Below are 18,983 nucleotides of genomic sequence, written 5' to 3'. Positions count from 1 at the left end.
AAGGAAATACCGCGTGACCGTAGACAATACCACCATGGAAGCCCGCCTTTCCCTGTGCGAACAGGGCAAGAACTCTTTTACCCGTGAAGAGCTGCTGGCTTGCAGCCGTGGCGAACTGTTTGGTGAGGGTAACAGTCAGCTGCCAGCCCCCAACATGTTGATGATGGACCGCATCGTCAAGATCAATGACAACGGCGGCGAACACGGCAAGGGCGAGATCCTGGCTGAGCTCGACATTACTCCGGCTCTCTGGTTCTTCGATTGCCACTTCCCGGGTGATCCTGTGATGCCTGGCTGTCTCGGTCTGGACGCCATGTGGCAGCTCGTCGGCTTCTTCCTTGGCTGGAAAGGCGGTCCTGGCAAGGGTCGTGCTCTGGGCGTAGGTGAGGTGAAATTCACCGGCCAGATCCTGCCGACTGCCAAAAAAGTGACCTACAAGATCACCTTCAAGCGCGTCATCAACCGCAAGCTGGTGATGGGGATTGCTGATGGTGTGGTCGAAGTTGACGGCCGTCCGATCTACAGCGCCACCGACCTGAAAGTGGGCCTGTTCAAAGATACCACCGCATTCTGATCTCTCTGATTGGTGGTAAAACAGCATTAACGCAAAGGGGCCACAACGGCCCCTTTCCTTTTGTAATGAGTGATGAAGTAGCTGCTACTTCATGAAGAGGCCTGAGCCCCGCCCTTCCATGGCGTCACGCCAACCACCAAGCCAATGCCCTCGGGCATCCAGGCATTGATACGGACACGCTTCTTTCTGTTTGCCGACCACGCCAGCCTGATAACCACGAGCACGAGCTCTTTCCAGACGGTCCCGCTTCTGTCTCTTCATCATCTACGACCCTCTTCGTGGAACAAAAAAAGCGACCAATTCTGCATCGGTCGCTTTCATCTTTACTCCTGCGAGCGCACTCGGTCAAACAAAAAGTTCCACCCTAACCGGGCTATGTGACACAAGGCACTGAACTGGATTAAGTTTTAATTACAGGGAACTTACTCCTGATTTTTGAGTCCTTCCAGCTCTTCCCAGCGAGCAAATGCCTGCTCCAGCGCGGCTTCAGCGGCATTGAGCGCATCGAGTTTCGGCTGGGTTTTATCTGCCGGCAGCGAGAAGAACCCAGGCTGGTTGATCTCGCTTTGCAGCGCACCCAGCTCGGCTTCCAGCTGCTCAAGACGAGCAGGCAACCCTTCCAGTTCAAGCTGCAGCTTGTAGGAGAGCTTCTTGCTCTTCTTCGGCGCTTCTGGCGCGGTGGCAACGATCGGCTCGGGCGTCTTGACCGGTGCACTCCTGGCCTGTTGCTGGGCATTCTGCTGTTCGCGGGTCGCCATCATATCGGCGTAACCACCCACGTAATCGCTGATGCGGCCATCCCCTTCAAACAGCCAGCAGCCGGTCACTGTGTTGTCGATGAAGCGACGATCGTGACTGACCAGCAGCAGGGTGCCGGGGTAGTCGGAAAGCAGCTCTTCCAGCAGTTCCAGGGTTTCCACATCCAGATCGTTGGTCGGTTCATCGAGGATCAGCAGGTTGCTGGGCTTGAGGAACAGCTTGGCCAGCAGCAGCCGGTTCTTCTCGCCACCGGAGAGCGCCTTGACCGGCGTACGGGCCCGCTTGGGCTCGAACAGGAAGTCCTGCAGGTAACCGAGGATATGACGGGAGCGGCCACGCACCATCACCTCCTGCTTGCCCTCCCCCACGTTGTCCACCACGGTCTGCTCGGGATCGAGCTGCTCGCGGTACTGATCGAAGTAGGCCACCTCCAGATTGGTGCCCCCCTTGACGGTGCCACGGGTTGGCTCAAGCTGACCCAGCAACAGCTTGATCAGGGTCGATTTGCCGCAGCCATTGGGGCCGACCAGCGCAATCTTGTCACCGCGCAGCACCTGCAGATCGAGCCCCTTGAACAGGGTGCGATCGCCAAAATCCAGCCCCAGCCCTTCGGTCTCGAACACCAGCTTGCCGGAGCGATTGACCTCGTCCAGTTGCAGCTTGGCCTTGCCCTGCAGCTCGCGGCGCTGGGAGCGCTCCATGCGCATCGCCTCAAGGGCACGCACCCGCCCTTCGTTACGGGTACGGCGAGCCTTGATACCCTGACGCACCCACACCTCTTCCTGTGCCAGCTTGCGATCAAACTCGGCATTTTTCAGCTCTTCGACCCGCAGCCACTCCTCTTTCCCCTGCAGGTACTCGTCGTAGTTGCCCGGCCAGGAGGTGATGGCGCCGCGATCGAGATCGATGATCCGGGTCGCCAGCTTGTGGATGAACTCCCGGTCATGGGAGATAAAGACGATGGCGCCGCGAAAATCCTTGAGGAAATCTTCCAGCCAGTTGATGGCTTCGATATCCAGGTGGTTAGTCGGCTCATCGAGCAGCAGCAAGTCGGGATCGCAAGCCAGCGCACGGGCCAGCGCCACTTTTCGCAGCCAGCCACCGGAGAGGCTATCGAGGGTCACGTCAGGATCCAGCCCCAGCAGGGTCAACACCTGACTGATACGGGTCTCGAACTGCCAGCCGTTCTGATAATCGAGCTGCTCTTGCAACTCGCTCATCTTGCGAATGTTGGCGTCTGACGGATCGCTCGCCAGCTCCATAGAGATGTGATGGTATTGCTTGAGCAGCTCCCCAACCCCGGCCAGTCCTTCGGCGGCATAGTCAAACACCGTCAGCTCGCTGGAAGCAGGCGGATCCTGCTCAAGGCGGGTCACTTTCAAATCTTGCTGCAGCACCAGACGTCCGTCGTCCAGCGGCAATTCGCTGGCAATGACCTTCATCAGAGTGGACTTGCCCGCCCCGTTGCGACCAACCAGACAGAGGCGCTCGCCCCGCTCGATGGTCAATTCGGCATTGTCGAGCAGCGGGAAATCACTGAACGACAGACATGCGCCGTGCAATGTTAAAAGAGCCATGTGTATTCCTTATTTCATATGAAAAAAACGGGCAGCAGACTGGGTCTGCCCCCGTTTTATCGTCAAATCACTCTCACCCCTGACGGGCGGCCCAGCTTTTGAGCTCGACCAGTGTGAAGGGCCAGCCGAGCTCGCGGCCTGCTTCGTCACGCAGCACCGGAATGCGCACCCGATAGGCTGCCAACCACTGCTCATCGTCCATGATGTCGCACTGGCGGGTGGCGGCGGCAAGGCCGGCCTCCTCCACCAGCGCCCAGGCCTGCTCGCACAGGTGGCAACCGTCGGTATGAAACAGGGTCAGCATCACGCCTCGCCTTGCTCCGGCGCATGGGTGATGATCCAGCAGTTATGGATATGCTGGTTGCGCTCGAAATCCTTCGGTCGCGTTTTCTGGGTGATGTTCTGGGCCTTGAGACCAGTGGCCTCGAGACCGGCCAGATCCATCTTGAAGTGACGCTTGTTGTTGGAGAAGACCAGAGTGCCGTCCGCCGCCAGCAGGCGCTTCAGGTGCTGCATCAGCAGCAGGTGATCGCGCTGTACGTCGAAGCTCTCGTCCATCCGCTTGGAGTTGGAGAAGGTAGGCGGATCGATGAAGATGAGGTCGTACTGCTCATCGGCTTCAGACAACCATTTCAGGCAGTCTGCCTGGACAAACTTGTGCTGACGGCCCACCAGCGAGTTGAGACGCATGTTGTCCTGCGCCCAGTTCAGGTAGGTGTGGGACATGTCCACTGTGGTGGTCTCGCTGGCACCGCCAAGACCTGCGTGCACGGTGGCACTGCCGGTGTAGGCAAACAGGTTCAGGAAGCGCTTGCCCTTGGCCATCTGACCCAGCATGCGGCGAGTCTGACGATGGTCGAGGAACAGGCCGGTATCCAGATAGTCGTATAGGTTGACCCACAGGCGGGCACCGTACTCTTGCACTTCCATCCGGTGCTGCTCTTCGGAGAGCTTCTGATATTGCTGTTTGCCCTCCTGACGCTCACGCACCTTCAGGATCACCTTCTCGCCGTCCATGCCGGTCACCTTGATGGCGGCCTGAACCATGTCGAGCAGACGCTGACGGGTCTTCTGGGCGGGGATGTCTTTGGGCGCGGCATACTCCTGCACCACCAGATAGTCCTGATAGCGGTCGATGGCGGCGTTGTATTCCGGCAAATCGGCATCATAGAGGCGATAGCAGTCGATGCCCTCTTTGTTGGCCCACTTCTCGAGGGTTTTCAAATTTTTGCGCAGGCGGTTGGCAAAGTCCTGCGCCACCTCTTTTTGGGAGGCCACGGAGTCCAGTGCGATCTGGTAGTTACGCAGCTGACACTCGAGGGCGCCGTTGAACAGGCGATATTGCTTATCGGCGCGCAGGCGCAGACAGCTGAGCAGTTCGGGGGATGCGGAAAGAATGGAGACTCTCCACCCCTGGAAGCTGCGACGCAGGGCATCGCCGAGGGCCTGATGGACTTCCAGCAGCGCCGGGAACTCGCCAAGACGCTCGCCGTAAGGTGGGTTGGAAATAAGCATGCCGACCTGGCGAGCCTCCACTTGACCTGCTTCCCCTTCAACAGGGGCAGGCATCGGCAGCGGGTTTTCCAGCTTGGTGACATCGGCCTGCTTGAAGGTAATCAGGTGAGCCACACCGGCCGCTTTGGCGTTATCACGGGCTTTGAGCAGCACACGCTGGTCGGCATCACAACCAAACAGTTTTACTTCGCAACGCTGCATGCCGCGTTTGGCACGTACTTGCGCTTCCATCATCAGGCTTTGCCACAGCTCGCTATCGTGCTGCAGCCAGCGATCGAAACCGAAGCGCTCGCGGCGCAGCGCCGGTGCCATGTCGGCGGCGATAAAGGCCGCTTCAATCAGCAAGGTACCGGAACCGCACATCGGGTCCATCATGGGCTCACCGGCCCAGCCGCTACGGGCAATCATGGCGCAGGCCAGGTTCTCTTTGAGCGGAGCTTCACCTGTGCCCTGACGATAGAAACGCTGATGCAACGCCGGGCCTGACAAGTCCAGCGTGATATTGGCCTTGCCTTTGCCCAGGTGCGCCATGATGCGGATATCCGGCGACTTTTTGTCCACATCCGGACGCACGTGACCGCGCTTGGTGAAGCGGTCGACGATGGCATCCTTGATTTTCAGCGCGCCATATTGGGTATTGCGAATGGCAGGGTTGGTACCGGTAAAGTCCACCGCGATGGTAGAGGTACCGGAGAAGTGCTCTTCCCAAGGGATAGTGTGGGCGCCCAGATAGAGATCCAGATCGTCGTTCATCTGGAATTCAGACAGCACCAGCACGATGCGGGAGGCAAAACGGCTCCACAGGCAGGCCTTGTAGCCAATCGCCAGATCGCCTTTGAAGTGGACGCCAGCCACGGTCTCACGGACCTGCTCTGCGCCAAGATTGGTCAGCTCATCGGCCAACAGGTTTTCCAGCCCCTTGGGGCAGGTTGCAAAAAATTCTTTCATCACGCTCACGGGGAACCCATAAAAATAGTGCCGCATTATACCTCATCAGGCGGGCTGGAGCATGCAAAAGTCGGCGCAAACAGCAGGATGGAAACAGATTGATAGGTGGCGAAAAGGTAAAAGGCCCCATGACTACCCAATGGCGAGATCATGGGGCCAGACATCATTTAGCGGATCACTTCATACGGGCCTTGAAACGGGGGTTGCTTTTGCAAATCACGAACAATTTGCCCCGACGGCGCACCAACTGACAATCGGGGTGGCGCGCCCGTGCGGATTTGAGTGAACAGACGACCTGCATTCAGGACTCCTTCTTGCTTGAAAATGCGCCAAAGCGCTTGTTGAAACGGGCTACACTCCCCTCACTCGATACCTGCTTCTGCTTGCCGGTATAGAACGAGTGCGACTGACTGGAAACATCGAGCGATACATAGGGATACTCCTTCCCGTCTTGCCACGTGTAGCGGCGATCGCTCTTGATGGTTGAACCGACCAGGAAAAAGGCATCTGCCGCCGTGTCATGGAACAGAACCAAACGATAATCAGGATGAATATGAGGCTTCATGGCAACTCCATTTTGTTATGTTATAACAAAATGTAAGTGAGAATAGCTCTCGTTTCAAGCATAAAATGTCGTATGAAGAAAATCGCTTCAGTGAGTGATGTGTTGATGCTGAGGTGAAGGCACTACACAAGCAGAACGAAACAAGAATGAGACACCATGCTTGCAGCACGGAAGACCAAGATACTGCGTGGGTTAGAACACAAGGTGCAAGTGACTGTAACAAGCCTCAAGAGAGGCTGGATCACAACCATGAAGATCAATCAGAATGGGCAAGATGTTCGCGGATCAATTAAGTATCAGAAACGAGGCACTATGGAGGTGACAACAGTAAAAACAGGCAGCGGTGTAATCACAGAGATAAAAAGATTGATGAAAATATATCAACTGACCTGACGATATTGCTCGGTCACGGTAATACGCGGCTTCATCCGGTTATTCATCACCTTGATCACCCCGAAACGCGGCAAGGTTTTACTGGTGGTCAATACCAGATCAGCAGTGAGGTTCAAACAGACGCTAGCCTGATCCCCTGCCTCAATGACCATAAATTCGCCGTTGCCATGAGGTGTATTCATCAGGACCAGATCACCGTTTTGCGGGATCACTTGTGGATGCTGTTCACTAAAAAACCAGCTTTGCGGCATCAGAGGTTTATAAAAGCGACTGACCGCGATGGCATTAAGCACCAACTGAACCTGATGGGGAATACTCCACTCAAGTTCGGCTGCTTTATCCATCAACTGATAATAGAGGGCGGCATCATCGACACAAAAAGGTTGGGTCGTAAACGAGCTGGGCACCAATTGCCGCCCTTTATACTCGGTCGCAAATAACATGTTATCAGACAGGTCCAACATCAGACGGTCACTCTGGGCATCATAGTGCCATTGCCAGCTATCGGTCGGTTGGATAAACATGTTGGAGCCCTTACTTGATAATTACCAGTTGACTTTATTCCATATGCAGGGAATCAGCAACGTCAAATAAAGGGCTCCGCCATCTATTTCTTAAATATTGGTCACAATCTCTTTGACCAACCCCGGCCCTTTATAAATAAAGCCGCTATAAATTTGTACCAGACTGGCACCGGCGGCCAATTTTTCACGGGCGGCCATGGCACTATCAATACCACCCACACCGATAATTGGCAGAGCACCATTGAGCGCCTTGGCAAGATGACGGATCACCTCGGTACTCTTGTGCTGCAGCGGACGACCACTCAGGCCACCCGCTTCACCGGCGTGGGGCATGTCATAAATCATCTCGCGCTCGAGGGTGGTATTGGTGGCGATAACCCCATCAATACCATTACGCACCAGCGACGCGGCCACCTGATCTATTTCTTCAAGGCTTAAATCCGGGGCAATTTTAACCGCCAGCGGCACATACTTTTTATATTGGGCGGCCAGCTCTTGCTGACGTACCTTGAGGGCTGCCAGCAATTCATCCAGCGCCTCGCCATATTGCAGTGAACGCAAACCCGGGGTGTTGGGGGAAGAGATATTGACGGCAATATAACCGGCATGATCATAAACCTTGTCCATGCAGATCAGGTAATCATCCTTGCCCTGTTCGATGGGAGTGTCTTTGTTTTTGCCGATATTAATGCCGATGACTCCCTGATATTTGGCCTCTTTTACCTTGGCCACCAGATGATCCACCCCCTTGTTGTTGAATCCCATCCGGTTGATGATCCCCTCTGCCGGAATAACCCGGAACAGGCGCGGCTTGTCATTGCCGCTCTGGGGTCTGGGGGTGACGGTACCGACCTCGATAAAGCCAAATCCCATGGCACCCAGCGCGTCAATGCACTCACCATCTTTATCCAGACCGGCCGCCAATCCCACCGGATTGGCAAAAGAAAGCCCCATGACAGTGACGGGGCGTTTCGGCAAATTCTGGCGGAAGAAACAATCGAGTGGCGTACCGAGAAGGCGGGGCAAATATTTCATGGAGAGATCGTGAGCCTGTTCCGGATTGAGTTTGAACAGGAAATGCCTGGCGATGGGGTACAACATCTTTGCTCCTTAAAGAAAGCCCCGGCAACTGGCCGGGGCTTTAGGTGTAATGTCGGTGTCATGCCTTAATCTGGCAATTAAAGTGCCCGACAATTCAACTGGAGCAGGTTCAACTCTCGCAAGGCCACCGAGAACTTGGCGAACTCGTGGGTACTGGTGGTCTTGAAGTCGGCCAACATGTGGGTCCAACGGGACAAGAGTTGCTCATGCTCCGAAATCCAGTCGGCCAGTATGGTAGCGCATTCTCCCTGATCTTTGCACCCTTCCAGTACCACAGAAGTGAGACTGCGTTGCTGCCAGTCAAGATCTTCGCGGAAGGAGGCACGCGCCATCGCCTGCCAGTGGTTGCCGACCGGCTGATGGTTGATCTGGTCGAGGAACCAGTGCAGATCAAGCTTGGCCCCGAGGCGATAGTAAACATTTGCGGCGCGCAGGATATCGGTCTTGTGCTCCGCGGCAATTTGCGCCAGATCCAGGCTGGAGAAGAGGCTGCTCATATGGGCGACCTGACGGGCAATGGCCTCCGGCACCTGTTTCTCCATCCACTTGGCGACAGCCTGACGATGCTCGGCCACTTCGCTCTCATCCATGACCTCGTAGAGGTGCTTCCCTAAGGTTTCGAACGCCGGACGGAAGAAGGCGATGTTCTCGCTGATGCTCCAGCTGCGATTGCGGGCGCGCAGGAACCAGCGGGTGGCTCGGCGCACAATGCGGCGGCTGTAGAACATCAGCTCGAGCTGAGTCTGGGCATCAACCAGGTTGTCACACCCTTCGATATCGCGCCACAACTGGTTCATGCCAAACACCTCGCGGGCCATGGCGAAACAGCAAGCCACTTCGGCGACCGAGGCACCGGTCTCGTCCTTCATCCGGCTGGCGAAGTTGAGGCCCATGTCATTGACCAGCATGTTGGCCACCCGGGTAGCGATGATCTCGCCGCGTAGCGGGTGATCGGCCAGCTGGGTACCAAACTGCTGCTGCACCTTGGCCGGGAAGCTGGTGACCAGCATGTTGGCGAGGAAGGGCTCGTCGGTCACTTCCGGGCAGTTGAGCTGCTCTTTCAGCACCATCTTGCCGTAAGCCACCAGCACCGCCAGTTCGGGGCGGGTCAGTCCCTGCCCTGCCGCCATCCGCTCGGAAAGCTCCTCATCGGATGGCAGGAACTCCAACGCACGGTCCAGCTTGCCTTCCCGCTCCAGCCCCTGAATAAAGCGCTGCTGCTCTTTCAGTTGTTCAGAGCCGCGGAAGCTGGTGACCGAGATGGACTGGGATTGACGATAGGCGTTGGTGATCACGATCTGCGCCACATCGTCGGTCATTTCATAGAGCATCTGGTTACGCTGCTTGAGGGTCAGATCCCCTGCCGCCACCAACTGGTTGAGCAGGATCTTGATATTCACCTCGTTGTCGGAGCAGTCCACCCCGCCCACGTTGTCGGTAAAATCGGTGTTGATGCGACCGCCCTGACTGGCGTACTCCACCCGACCAAGCTGGGTGAAGCCGAGGTTGCCCCCCTCGCCCACGATACGGGCCCGCAGATCGCGGCCATTAACCCGCAGTGCGTCGTTGCTGCGATCGCCCACTTCCCCATCGCTCTCGCGAGCGCTCTTCACATAGGTGCCGATGCCGCCGTTCCACAGCAGGTCGACATTGAGGCAGAGCAGTGCCTTGATCAGCTCGTTCGGCGCCATGCTGGCCTTGTCAGTGCCGAGTAGTGTCTGCATCTCGGGGCTCAGCTTGATGGACTTGGCCGAGCGCAAGAAGATGCCGCCCCCTTGTGATATCAGCTCGCGGTTGTAGTCATCCCAGCTGGAACCCGGCAGATCGAACAGCCGCTGCCGCTCGACAAAGCTCTTGGCCGCATCCGGAGTAGGGTCAACGAAGATGTGCATGTGGTTGAACGCACCCACCAGCCGGGTGTGCTCGGAGAGCAGCATGCCGTTGCCGAACACGTCGCCGGCCATGTCCCCAATCCCCACGCAAGTGAAGTCGGTGGTCTGGCAGTTGACGCCAATTTCACGAAAATGCCGCTTGACCGACTCCCAGGCACCGCGGGCGGTGATGCCCATCTTCTTGTGGTCGTAACCGACCGAACCGCCGGAGGCGAACGCATCGCCGAGCCAGTGACCGCATTCGAGACTGATCTCGTTGGCAATATCCGAGAAGGTGGCAGTGCCCTTGTCTGCGGCGACCACCAGGTAGTAGTCATCCTCATCGTGGCGCACCACGGATTTGGGCGGGATCACCTCGCCGCCGATGATGTTGTCGGTCACATCGAGCAGGCCGCGGATAAACAGGCGATAACAGGCCTTACCCTCCTCCTGGATGACGGCACGGGGCGCCCCCACCGGCATCTGTTTGCAGTAGAAACCGCCCTTGGCCCCCACCGGCACAATGACGGTGTTCTTCACCTGCTGGGCTTTCACCAGACCCAGCACTTCGGTGCGGAAGTCCTCTTTGCGATCTGACCAGCGCAGACCGCCACGAGCTACTTTGCCCCAGCGCAGATGTACCCCTTCCACTCGTGGTGAATAGACGAAGATCTCGAACTTAGGCAGCGGCAGCGGCATGTCGGTGATGCTGGAGGGAGCCAGTTTGAAGGAGATGTAGGGCTTGATATTGCCCGCCTTGTCCAGCTGGTAGTAGTTGGTACGCAGGGTAGCGTCGATCATCTCCACATAGCGGCGGATGATGCGATCGTCATCCAGGTTGGCCACCTGATCCAGCTTGGCGGCAAGCTCCTCGTGCAGCTTGGCGGATGCCTTGGCATCTTGCGATGGCACCTTGGCGTCCTGCTTGCCGGCAGGATCCAGGCGATGTTCGAACAGAGCAAACAGCAACTGGGCGATGTCGGGGTAGCGGGTCAGGGTCTCTTCGATATAGGACTGGCTGAAGGAGACACCGGTCTGGCGCATGTATTTGGCATAGGCGCGCAGCACCGAGACCTGACGGCCGGTGAGACCCGCCCCCAGCACCAGCCGGTTGAAGCCGTCATCTTCCAGCTGCTTGTTCCAGATAGCAGCAAAAGCCTGCTGGAAGCGCTGCTGGCTCTGGGCCAGATCAAAGGGCTGCTCGCCATGCAGCAGCATGGAGAAGTCGAGGATCCAGAACAGATCGCCCCCCGGAGTGCGTACCTGATACGGGGTCTCGCCGATCACCCGCAGTCCCATGTTCTCCAGCATCGGCAACACATCGGAGAGGTGGATGGGTTCGGTGCGGTGGAACAGCTTGAGCCGTACCCGACGGTCGTTCTCCTCCTCCTGTGCGCGGTAGAACAGCATCCCCAGCGGCTCGGCTTCGCTCAGGTTATCGAGCGCCATAATGTCGGCCACAGCAGAGCCCGGCAGCACATCTTCCTTGTAAGCACGGGGGAAGGCGGTGCTGAAACGGCGGCGCAACTCGTTGCCACGGGCCTCGCCATAGTGGGAGAGCAGCACGGAGTCGAGTCGGTCATCCCAGCTGCGGGCCGCTTCAATCAGGTTGTTCTGTACTTCGTTCACATCCACATCCACGTTGTTGTTGTTGACCCGCACTATGTAGTGGGTCCGCGCCAGCACGCCTTCGGTGAAGTAGACGTTGAACTCCACCTCTTCGTTGCTGCCAAAATACTTCTGCAATATTTGCTGGGTCTTGATCCGCAGCGCAGTGTTGTAGCGCTCCTTGGTGACATAGACCATGCAGGAGAAGAAACGGCCGTACACATCCCGGCGCACGAACAGCCGCAGCATGTCACGCTCCTGCATCTCCAGTACGCCAAGGCCGGTAGCCAGCAGTTCCTCTTCGCGGGCCTGGATCAGCTCATCGCGCGGGTAGGTTTCCAATACGTTCAGCAGCGCCTTGTAGGCGTGGGAGCCCTTCTCGTGACCGGAGGCGGCCATGATGCGTTCGAGACGATGGCTGATGAGCGGGATCTGGGTCGCGCTGGTGTTGTAGATGGAAGAAGCGTAGAGGCCGATGAAGCGATCTTCCCCGATCACCTTGCCATGCTCGTCAAAGCGCTTGATGCCGATGTAATCCACATAAGCCGGACGGTGCACCCGGGACTTGCTGTTGGATTTGGTGAGGATCAGCAGGTCAGAACTCAGAGCGGCGTGACGGGCGCTGGCAGGCATGTTGCCAAGGCGCTGACCCACCTCCTTGATGGAGTTCTTCATCAGCCCCAGACTGGAGCTCGCCTGCGGCAGGATCTCGTGATCCCCCTCCACCGCCTTGACGTCGTAACGGCGATACCCCATCAGGGTAAAGTTGTGGGCAGCCACCCATTTGAGGAAGGCAACGCAGGAGGCCACCTCCTCCTTGCTGACCGGGTGCTTGCGCTTGGGCAGTTCGTCGATGATCTCATTGAGCTTGGCCAGCATGGGCTGCCAGTCGCCCACGGCAAGCGCCACTTCACCGGCCACCGAGTTGAGCTCGGCAGCCAGCGCGGCCATCTGCTCCTCGCTGGTGAGGTGATCGATCTCGATAAGGAATGCTGTTTCAACCGAGGTCTGCCCGTCGGTGTTGTCGAGTTCCAGAATGGCGTCAATCTTGCCATCCGCACCGCGAATGAGGTGCAGCGGTTGGTGCAGCATCATGTGGGCGGTGATATTGAGCCGTTTAAGCGCCATCCGGATGGAGTCGACCAGGAAGGGGGAGTCCTGCAGGATCACCTCGACGATGGTATGGGGCGATTGCCAGCCGTGACGGGTCAGCTCGGGATTGTAGACCCGGATGTAGGGATCGGTACCGCTGCGCTGATTGAGGGCATTCCACAGGCTCAGGGCCGCGCCGTAGAGATCGCTGTCATTGCGATCGTGCAGGTCGGAGCTCGCCATGTTGCCGTAGAACTTGGCAACGAAGCGCTCGACCAGAGAGGCGCTGTTTTTGGGCAACTTCTGATGGATCAAGCTGAGAACGTTTTCGAGCAGAACTGAGGTAGGGGCGTCTTTCAATGCCATTTTTATATTCCTTATCGGACGACATTAACCACCGACGCAGAGGCAACCACCCTGGTTACCCGCTGGTGCAGAGTTGTTGCGAAGTGTAATGGCTTGGATAAGGGAAGGCGAGGAAAGGTGCTAACGAGATGTTAAAAACAAGGTACAGATCACGGCTTAAACTGTGAGAAATTTTGCAAATAACCAAAAATACAGAAATTCCCACTACCTTTGTGCCAGTTTACCGGATAGATAGTGACGCAAAGCAGATAAACAGTCGGTAATCTGTTCGATTTTTGTTAATTTATGCGTTCGAGACTGATAAAGCGGTAATCGTCCTGGGTTTTCAGCCGAAAATAGCCATGCACACCATTGATGGCGACAAAGGGGCGTATTTTTTCTATGCCAAGCTCAAGGGTCAATCCCTGTTCGCTGCGCACCACCAGCCGTCTGGCATGGCCCTGATACATCAGCATCACCTCGTCACTGCTCAATGAGAGCCGAAAAGTAAACTGCTTCACACTTGCTCCTGATCACACGACAAATCACACAATAGGGGCAGACGCATTCACGCCCCTGCCCCGTCGACACTTACTGCTGCAGCGCCTTGCTTACCTTCTCGAACAGATCCCGTGCCAGTCCCTCAAGGTTGGCAAGACGGGTCAGCTCGGCGCGGATCAGGGCCTTGCGCGCCTCATCCAGTCGCTTGAACTGGATAAGCGGAGTGATAAGGCGGGAAGCCACCTGCGGATTGACCTCGTTGAGCTCGATCAGCAGATCGGTCAGGAAGCGGTAACCGCTGCCATCCACCGCATGGAACTGCACCTGATTGCTCATGGCGAAGCTGCCGATCAGCGCCCGCAGCCGGTTCGGATTGCGAATGCTGAAAGTGGGGTGATTCATCGCCTGTTTCACTTCGCTAAGCACATCGGCAGCCGGTTTGCTGCCAATCAGCCGCAGCCAGTTGTCCAGCACCAGTCCATCCTTGGCCCACTTGCCTTCAAAATCGGCCAGCAGCGCAGCGCGGCATGGCAACAGATAGCCGTTGGCCACCTGCAGTGCCGCCAGGGTATCGGTCATGTTGTCGGCAGTTGCATACTGCTCGCGCACCAGCGCATCAGCATGCTCCGCATCCAGTGCCGCCAGATAGCCGAGCACTACCCCTTTGAGGGCCCGTTTGGCCATGTCGGCGTGCACCACCTGATAACCATTCAGACGCAGGCTCTGATAGGTTGCCGCCAAGCGCGCACCAAAGGCCTCGGCAAGACGGGTGTGGATCGCGTCGCGTACCTGATGGATGGCATCGATATCGGCCACCTCGAACAGCTCGGCCAGGGTCGCCTCACCGGGCAGCGCCAGGATCTCCGCCTTGAGGGCCAAATCCAGTTCACTGTCGTCCAGAATGGCGACGAATGCGGACAGCAGGGTTTGGGAGAGCTCGACCCCCTGCCCGTGCTGAACCCGCACCACCCCATCGATGACCGCCTTGTTGATCAGCATCTGGGCCGCATCCCAGCGGGCAAACTCGTTGCGGGCAAAGCGCATCAGGAAGGCGAGCGCTTCGTCGCTGTAGTCATAGTGCAGCTTGACCGGTGCGGAGAAGTCCCGCAGCAGGGAGGGAACCGGTTTGACCGGCACCCGATCGAATTCGAAAGTCTGCTCAGCTTCCAGCACGTCGAGCACGTTGCCGATGGCCTTGCCCTGATACTGCAACGGGATGACGGCACCCTGCTCGTCATAAAGCTCGATGTCGAGAGGGATATGCAGCGGCAGCTTCTGCGGTTGATCCTGGGTCGGCGGGGTATGCTGGCTCACATGGAGGCGATAGATACCGCTGGCGGCATCGTACTCGTCGGTCACGGTCAGCTCGGGGGTGCCGGACTGGCTATACCAGCGACGGAAACGACCGAGATCGACACCGGAAGCATCCTCCATCGCCTGCACAAAATCATCGCAGGTGGCGGCCGAGCCGTCGTGACGCTCGAAGTAGAGACGCATACCAGCCTGGAAGGCATCTTCCCCCAGCAGGGTGTGCATCATGCGGATCACTTCCGACCCTTTCTCATAGACGGTGAGGGTGTAGAAGTTGTTCATCTCGATCACCACATCCGGGCGGATCGGGTGTGCCATGGGGCCGGCATCTTCGGCAAACTGCGGGCCACGGACGGTACGCACGTTGTTGATGCGGTTGACGCCACGGGAGCCCAGATCTGAGGAGAACTCCTGATCCCGGAATACCGTTAGCCCCTCTTTCAGGCTGAGCTGGAACCAGTCTCGACAGGTGACGCGGTTGCCGGTCCAGTTGTGGAAATATTCGTGACCGATCACCCGTTCGATACCGTGGTAGTCGCTGTCGGTGGCGGTGGCCGGATTGGCCAGCACGAACTTGGAGTTGAAGATGTTAAGCCCCTTGTTCTCCATGGCGCCCATGTTGAAGAAGTCCACCGCGACGATCATGTAGATGTCGAGATCATACTCAAGGCCGAAACGCTGCTCGTCCCAACGCATGGAGTTGATGAGGCTCTCCATGGCAAAACCGGCACGATCCAGGTTGCCCTTGTCGACGAAGATCTCGAGGGCGACCTTGCGGCCGCTCTTGGTGGTGTAGTGGCTGCGCTCCACATCGAAATCACCGGCCACCAGCGCAAACAGGTAGCTGGGTTTGGGGAAAGGATCCTGCCACTGCACGAAGTGACGGCCGCCATCCAGATCACCGCTATCGACCTTGTTGCCGTTGGAGAGCAGGAAGGGGAACTGGGCTTTGTCGGCGGTAATGCGGGTGCTGTAACGCGCCAGAATGTCGGGGCGGTCCAGATAATAGGTGATGCGGCGAAAGCCCTCCGCTTCACACTGGGTGCAGTAGGCATCGCCAGACTTGTAAAGCCCTTCCAGCGCGGTGTTGGCAGCCGGATCCAGCAGGGTGACAATGGTCAGCACACATTCGGCCGGCAGGTTGAACAGGGTCAGACTGCTCTCGCCTTGCTCGTAGTGGTCACAGGGAATGCCATCGATGGCAACGCTCTTGAGAGTCAGCTGCTCACCATCGAGGACGAGCGGCGCATTGTGCTCACCGTTGCGACGAATGCGGGTGATGGCGGTGACCTGGGTCAGCGGCTCCTGCAGTTGGAAATCGAGGTCGATGGTGTCGATCCAGTAGAGCGGTGCCTGATAATCCTGGCGATATTTGGCCGTCATGGCCTGGGAGTGATCGGTCATTATTGTCTGCTTCCACGCTTGTTAAAGGCGAGAAAGAGGCTGTCACAACCAACTGGCGGGGTCAAACAATTTGCATTACGGCAGATACACAAGACAAAAAGAAAGGGCGACCGCAGTCGCCCTTGTGCATTGGAGGTCGCTTTGTCAGCTGCGTTTGCTGACCTTGGCCAGATCTGCCGTGATATTGGCCGCTTCGATGAGATACTCATCCGGCGCTTCAAAATCAGCGGGCAGCTCATCCAGACTCTTCACCGCCGGCTTGCCAAGACGTGCCAGACGCTCGTTGGTACGTTTGAGCGCTTTCTCATCCTGTTTCGCCTGCTCTGCAACACGCTCCGCCTCGTTGAGGGAGACCGACTTCTTGTCTTTCTCCTCCTTGTAGTCGGCGATGTCCTGCATCACATAGGCAAACTCGGGATCCTTGGCGATCCGGGCATCGTGCGCCGCCTGCAACTTGGGCAGTACGCTGGCGAAGTTGCCGAGTTTCTCGTAGTTGGCGGAGGCAATCTTGTCCCACGGCAACGCATTGAACTCACGGCTTTCGCCCGTCTCTTCCGGAGCAACCGGTGTCGGGAAGCTGATATCCGGCGCAACGCCCTTGTTCTGGGTGCTGCCACCGTCGATCCGGTAGAACTTGGCGATGGTGTACTGCACGTGACCGAGCGGCTGCTCGTAGAAGTCATAGACCTTGGCGAGGCTGCGATGCTGCTGCACCGTCCCCTTGCCGAACGAGTTTTCACCCAGGATCAGGGCGCGGCCATAATCCTGCATGGCCGCAGCGAAGATCTCGGAGGCCGAGGCACTGTAGCGGTCGATCATCACCGACATGGGGCCGCCGTAGTAGACGTTGCCATCGTCATCGCCATTGACCGTGATACGGCCCATGTGATCACGAATTTGCACCACGGGACCGCTAGCAAAGAAGAGACCGCTCAGGGCGGAAGCTTCGGTCAGGGCGCCGCCGCCGTTACCGCGCAGATCGATGATCAGACCATCGATCTTCTTCTTGTTCAGGCTGGAGAGCTCCTTGATCACGTCATCGTGCAGATTGACGTAGAAACTCGGGATTTCGATGACGCCAATCTTCTTGCCTTCGGCGTTAATAACCTTGGACTTGGCAGCCCGGTCTTCAAGGCGCACCTTGTCGCGGGTCAGTTCGATCTGCTCGGTCTTGGCAGTTGCGCCCTTGCCGCGCTGGATCTCCAGCTTGACCTTGCTCCCCTTGGGCCCCTTGATGAGCTCGACCACGTCATCGAGACGCCAGCCGATCACATCGACAATCTTGCCATCTTCCTGCCCTACCCCGGTGATCTTGTCATCGGGCTTGAGGTGATTGGATTTAGCAGCCGGGCCACCGGGCACCAGAGAACGGATGACGGTAAAGTCATCTTCCGCCTGCAACACGGCACCAATCCCCTCCAGCGAGAGGTTCATCTCGGTGTTGAAACGATCGGCACTGCGCGGTGAGAGGTAACTGGTGTGCGGTTCGATGGCGCGAGCGAAGGAGTTCATGAAGAGCTGGAAGACATCTTCGCTCTCGGTCTGGGACATCCGCTTGATAGCGTTGTTGTAACGCTTGCCAAGCAGCTCCTTGATCTCGGGCCACTCCTTGCCGCTGAGCTTGAGACTCAGGGCATCGAACTTGACCCGCTGACGCCACAGCTCGTTGAGCTCTGCTTCATCTTTGGGCCAAGCCGCCCCTTCCCGATCAAACACATAGTTGTCGGTCTGGGTAAAATCAAAAGGAGTATCAAGCAGTTTGAGGGCGTATTCGAACCGCTCATAACGCCGCTGCTGACTCAGGTTGAACATCTCGTAGGCGGGAGCCAGACGGCCTCTTTCGAGGTCGGTGTCAAAACCGTTACGGTACTTTTCAAAACGGCTGATATCAGAGGCCAAAAACAGGTTGCGACTGTAGTCCAGATTCTCCAGATATTTATCGAAAATCACGGAGGAAAAGGCATCGTCCAGCTTGAACTGTTTGTAGTGCGAGCGGGTAAACAGATTGGTAATTCGCTTGCTGGCCGTAGCATGTTGGCTCTCTTGAGCCAACACAGGCAAATCACTCTCCTTGAGCACCGGCTCGATGGCCTGTGCAAGCCCGGCAAGCGCCAGGCTACAGGCAACGAGGGAAAAACGAATTACGCCATGCTTCAACATTTGTCTCCTTAGAGAACCAAGTGCTCTGATTTGACCCGCACCATCATGCCGGTCTGCAGTTGGACCTGTACATCGTCCTTGGTTACTTCCTTGATGGTTGCCGGAACCGGGAATTTACCCATAACGACGCGCACATCCTGGCCCACTTTCAGCGTAGCGGCATCCACTTTAACCAGCGGAGCGTCAGCGACCGGTGCCTTGGCGGCAGCTTTCGGCTTGGCAGCTACATCAGCTTTCTCGGTTTTGCGCACAGCAGGACGACGGGGCTTCTTGGCCTTCTCATCCTTCTCTTTGGTATTGGTACGACGGCTGGCGAATACGCGCTCTTTGCTCTCTTTCAGAGCTTGCTTGGCGTGCTCGATGTGCTCTTCGGTCAGCAGCTCGCCCGGGTTGCCATCCAGATCAACGCGAGCCTGGCCAGCTTTGAGACCGTGCAGGTAGCGCCAGCTGGAGGTGTATTGACGCAGTGCGGAACGCAGCATGGTCTTGGAGACTCTGGCATCGTCAGCAAGACGCTCGGCCAAATCCTGGAAGATGCCAATCTTGAGCGGCTTGGCCTCTCCTTCAGCAACGAAGCAGGCCGGAAATTTCTCGACCAGGTAGGCAACGATCTCTTTACTGTTCTTCAGCTTCTCAGTGTTTTCCATGTATAACCTTGGCTTTCATATAAACGCACGGGCACGTCCCGAGCACAACAAAGGCCCCATTATAGAGAGCTTGGGGCCTTTTGCGAAC

The 18,983-nt window shown here is 57.3% G+C and carries 14 protein-coding genes; 1 reads left to right on the top strand and 13 read right to left on the bottom strand.

The window, feature by feature from the left end; translation table 11 throughout:
• Window positions 1-34: 34 nt before the first annotated feature.
• Window positions 35-574 carry a 3-hydroxyacyl-[acyl-carrier-protein] dehydratase FabA gene (gene fabA, locus AB5Y84_RS16365; RefSeq protein ID WP_368177407.1) on the top strand — a complete coding sequence of 180 codons (540 nt, stop codon included), beginning with the start codon at window positions 35-37 and terminating at the stop codon, window positions 572-574.
• A gap of 84 nt (window positions 575-658) precedes the next feature.
• Here the strand turns inward: fabA and rmf are convergent, their stop codons facing one another.
• The 13 genes from rmf to proQ all read right to left on the bottom strand — a co-directional run bounded on the left by rmf (window position 659) and on the right by proQ (window position 18,895).
• A complete protein-coding gene (rmf, locus tag AB5Y84_RS16360) occupies window positions 659-835 on the bottom strand; it encodes a ribosome modulation factor (protein WP_010674759.1) in 177 nt (58 codons plus the stop codon).
• Window positions 836-996: 161 nt separating this feature from the next.
• On the bottom strand, window positions 997-2,910 hold the full coding sequence (locus AB5Y84_RS16355; protein ID WP_368177384.1) for an ABC transporter ATP-binding protein: 1,914 nt from the start codon (window positions 2,908-2,910) through the stop codon (window positions 997-999).
• A gap of 73 nt (window positions 2,911-2,983) precedes the next feature.
• Entirely contained in the window at window positions 2,984-3,214 is a 231-nt protein-coding gene (locus AB5Y84_RS16350; protein ID WP_047435069.1) for a glutaredoxin family protein, read from the bottom strand.
• Window positions 3,214-5,409 (bottom strand): bifunctional 23S rRNA (guanine(2069)-N(7))-methyltransferase RlmK/23S rRNA (guanine(2445)-N(2))-methyltransferase RlmL, encoded by a 2,196-nt coding sequence (gene rlmKL, locus AB5Y84_RS16345; RefSeq protein WP_368177383.1) that lies wholly within the window; start codon window positions 5,407-5,409, stop codon window positions 3,214-3,216. The genes AB5Y84_RS16350 and rlmKL overlap by 1 nt, the downstream gene beginning before the upstream one ends.
• Before the next feature lie 139 nt (window positions 5,410-5,548).
• Window positions 5,549-5,674: a type B 50S ribosomal protein L36 gene (gene ykgO / locus AB5Y84_RS16340; protein ID WP_005336596.1), complete on the bottom strand. Its 126-nt coding sequence runs from the start codon at window positions 5,672-5,674 to the stop codon at window positions 5,549-5,551.
• Entirely contained in the window at window positions 5,675-5,938 is a 264-nt protein-coding gene (locus tag AB5Y84_RS16335; protein ID WP_005336598.1) for a type B 50S ribosomal protein L31, read from the bottom strand.
• A gap of 380 nt (window positions 5,939-6,318) precedes the next feature.
• The gene (locus AB5Y84_RS16330; RefSeq protein ID WP_005336600.1) at window positions 6,319-6,855 is read right to left on the bottom strand and encodes a cell division protein ZapC; all 537 of its coding nucleotides are present in this window, start codon (window positions 6,853-6,855) and stop codon (window positions 6,319-6,321) included.
• A 90-nt stretch (window positions 6,856-6,945) separates the two neighbouring features.
• Window positions 6,946-7,956: a quinone-dependent dihydroorotate dehydrogenase gene (gene pyrD, locus AB5Y84_RS16325; protein ID WP_005336601.1), complete on the bottom strand. Its 1,011-nt coding sequence runs from the start codon at window positions 7,954-7,956 to the stop codon at window positions 6,946-6,948.
• 77 nt (window positions 7,957-8,033) lie between these two features.
• Window positions 8,034-12,893 carry an NAD-glutamate dehydrogenase gene (locus AB5Y84_RS16320; protein ID WP_368177382.1) on the bottom strand — a complete coding sequence of 1,620 codons (4,860 nt, stop codon included), beginning with the start codon at window positions 12,891-12,893 and terminating at the stop codon, window positions 8,034-8,036.
• A gap of 278 nt (window positions 12,894-13,171) precedes the next feature.
• Window positions 13,172-13,393 carry a DUF2835 domain-containing protein gene (locus AB5Y84_RS16315; protein WP_033136823.1) on the bottom strand — a complete coding sequence of 74 codons (222 nt, stop codon included), beginning with the start codon at window positions 13,391-13,393 and terminating at the stop codon, window positions 13,172-13,174.
• Between the two features lie 70 nt (window positions 13,394-13,463).
• Complete coding sequence (gene pepN / locus AB5Y84_RS16310) at window positions 13,464-16,088, bottom strand: aminopeptidase N (protein ID WP_368177381.1); 2,625 nt, start codon at window positions 16,086-16,088, stop codon at window positions 13,464-13,466.
• A 144-nt stretch (window positions 16,089-16,232) separates the two neighbouring features.
• The gene (gene prc, locus AB5Y84_RS16305; RefSeq protein ID WP_005351922.1) at window positions 16,233-18,248 is read right to left on the bottom strand and encodes a carboxy terminal-processing peptidase; all 2,016 of its coding nucleotides are present in this window, start codon (window positions 18,246-18,248) and stop codon (window positions 16,233-16,235) included.
• A gap of 8 nt (window positions 18,249-18,256) precedes the next feature.
• Window positions 18,257-18,895, bottom strand: coding sequence for an RNA chaperone ProQ (proQ, locus tag AB5Y84_RS16300; RefSeq protein ID WP_005351923.1), 639 nt, complete (start codon window positions 18,893-18,895; stop codon window positions 18,257-18,259).
• Between the last annotated feature and the right edge of the window lie 88 nt (window positions 18,896-18,983).

The sequence above is a fragment of the Aeromonas sp. s11 genome (assembly GCF_040907945.1).
GTDB lineage: Bacteria > Pseudomonadota > Gammaproteobacteria > Enterobacterales > Aeromonadaceae > Aeromonas > Aeromonas veronii.
Note: the sequence above shows the minus strand (reverse complement) of the source record. Positions and strands in the feature narration are given on the sequence as shown.

Coding starts and splice junctions, on each gene's coding strand:
- fabA (WP_368177407.1), top strand. CDS start 35: ATGGAAGCCCGCCTTTCCCTGTGCGAACAGGGCAAGAACTCTTTTACC.
- rmf (WP_010674759.1), bottom strand. CDS start 835: ATGAAGAGACAGAAGCGGGACCGTCTGGAAAGAGCTCGTGCTCGTGGT.
- AB5Y84_RS16355 (WP_368177384.1), bottom strand. CDS start 2,910: ATGGCTCTTTTAACATTGCACGGCGCATGTCTGTCGTTCAGTGATTTC.
- AB5Y84_RS16350 (WP_047435069.1), bottom strand. CDS start 3,214: ATGCTGACCCTGTTTCATACCGACGGTTGCCACCTGTGCGAGCAGGCC.
- rlmKL (WP_368177383.1), bottom strand. CDS start 5,409: ATGCGGCACTATTTTTATGGGTTCCCCGTGAGCGTGATGAAAGAATTT.
- ykgO (WP_005336596.1), bottom strand. CDS start 5,674: ATGCAGGTCGTCTGTTCACTCAAATCCGCACGGGCGCGCCACCCCGAT.
- AB5Y84_RS16335 (WP_005336598.1), bottom strand. CDS start 5,938: ATGAAGCCTCATATTCATCCTGATTATCGTTTGGTTCTGTTCCATGAC.
- AB5Y84_RS16330 (WP_005336600.1), bottom strand. CDS start 6,855: ATGTTTATCCAACCGACCGATAGCTGGCAATGGCACTATGATGCCCAG.
- pyrD (WP_005336601.1), bottom strand. CDS start 7,956: ATGTTGTACCCCATCGCCAGGCATTTCCTGTTCAAACTCAATCCGGAA.
- AB5Y84_RS16320 (WP_368177382.1), bottom strand. CDS start 12,893: ATGGCATTGAAAGACGCCCCTACCTCAGTTCTGCTCGAAAACGTTCTC.
- pepN (WP_368177381.1), bottom strand. CDS start 16,088: ATGACCGATCACTCCCAGGCCATGACGGCCAAATATCGCCAGGATTAT.
- prc (WP_005351922.1), bottom strand. CDS start 18,248: ATGTTGAAGCATGGCGTAATTCGTTTTTCCCTCGTTGCCTGTAGCCTG.
- proQ (WP_005351923.1), bottom strand. CDS start 18,895: ATGGAAAACACTGAGAAGCTGAAGAACAGTAAAGAGATCGTTGCCTAC.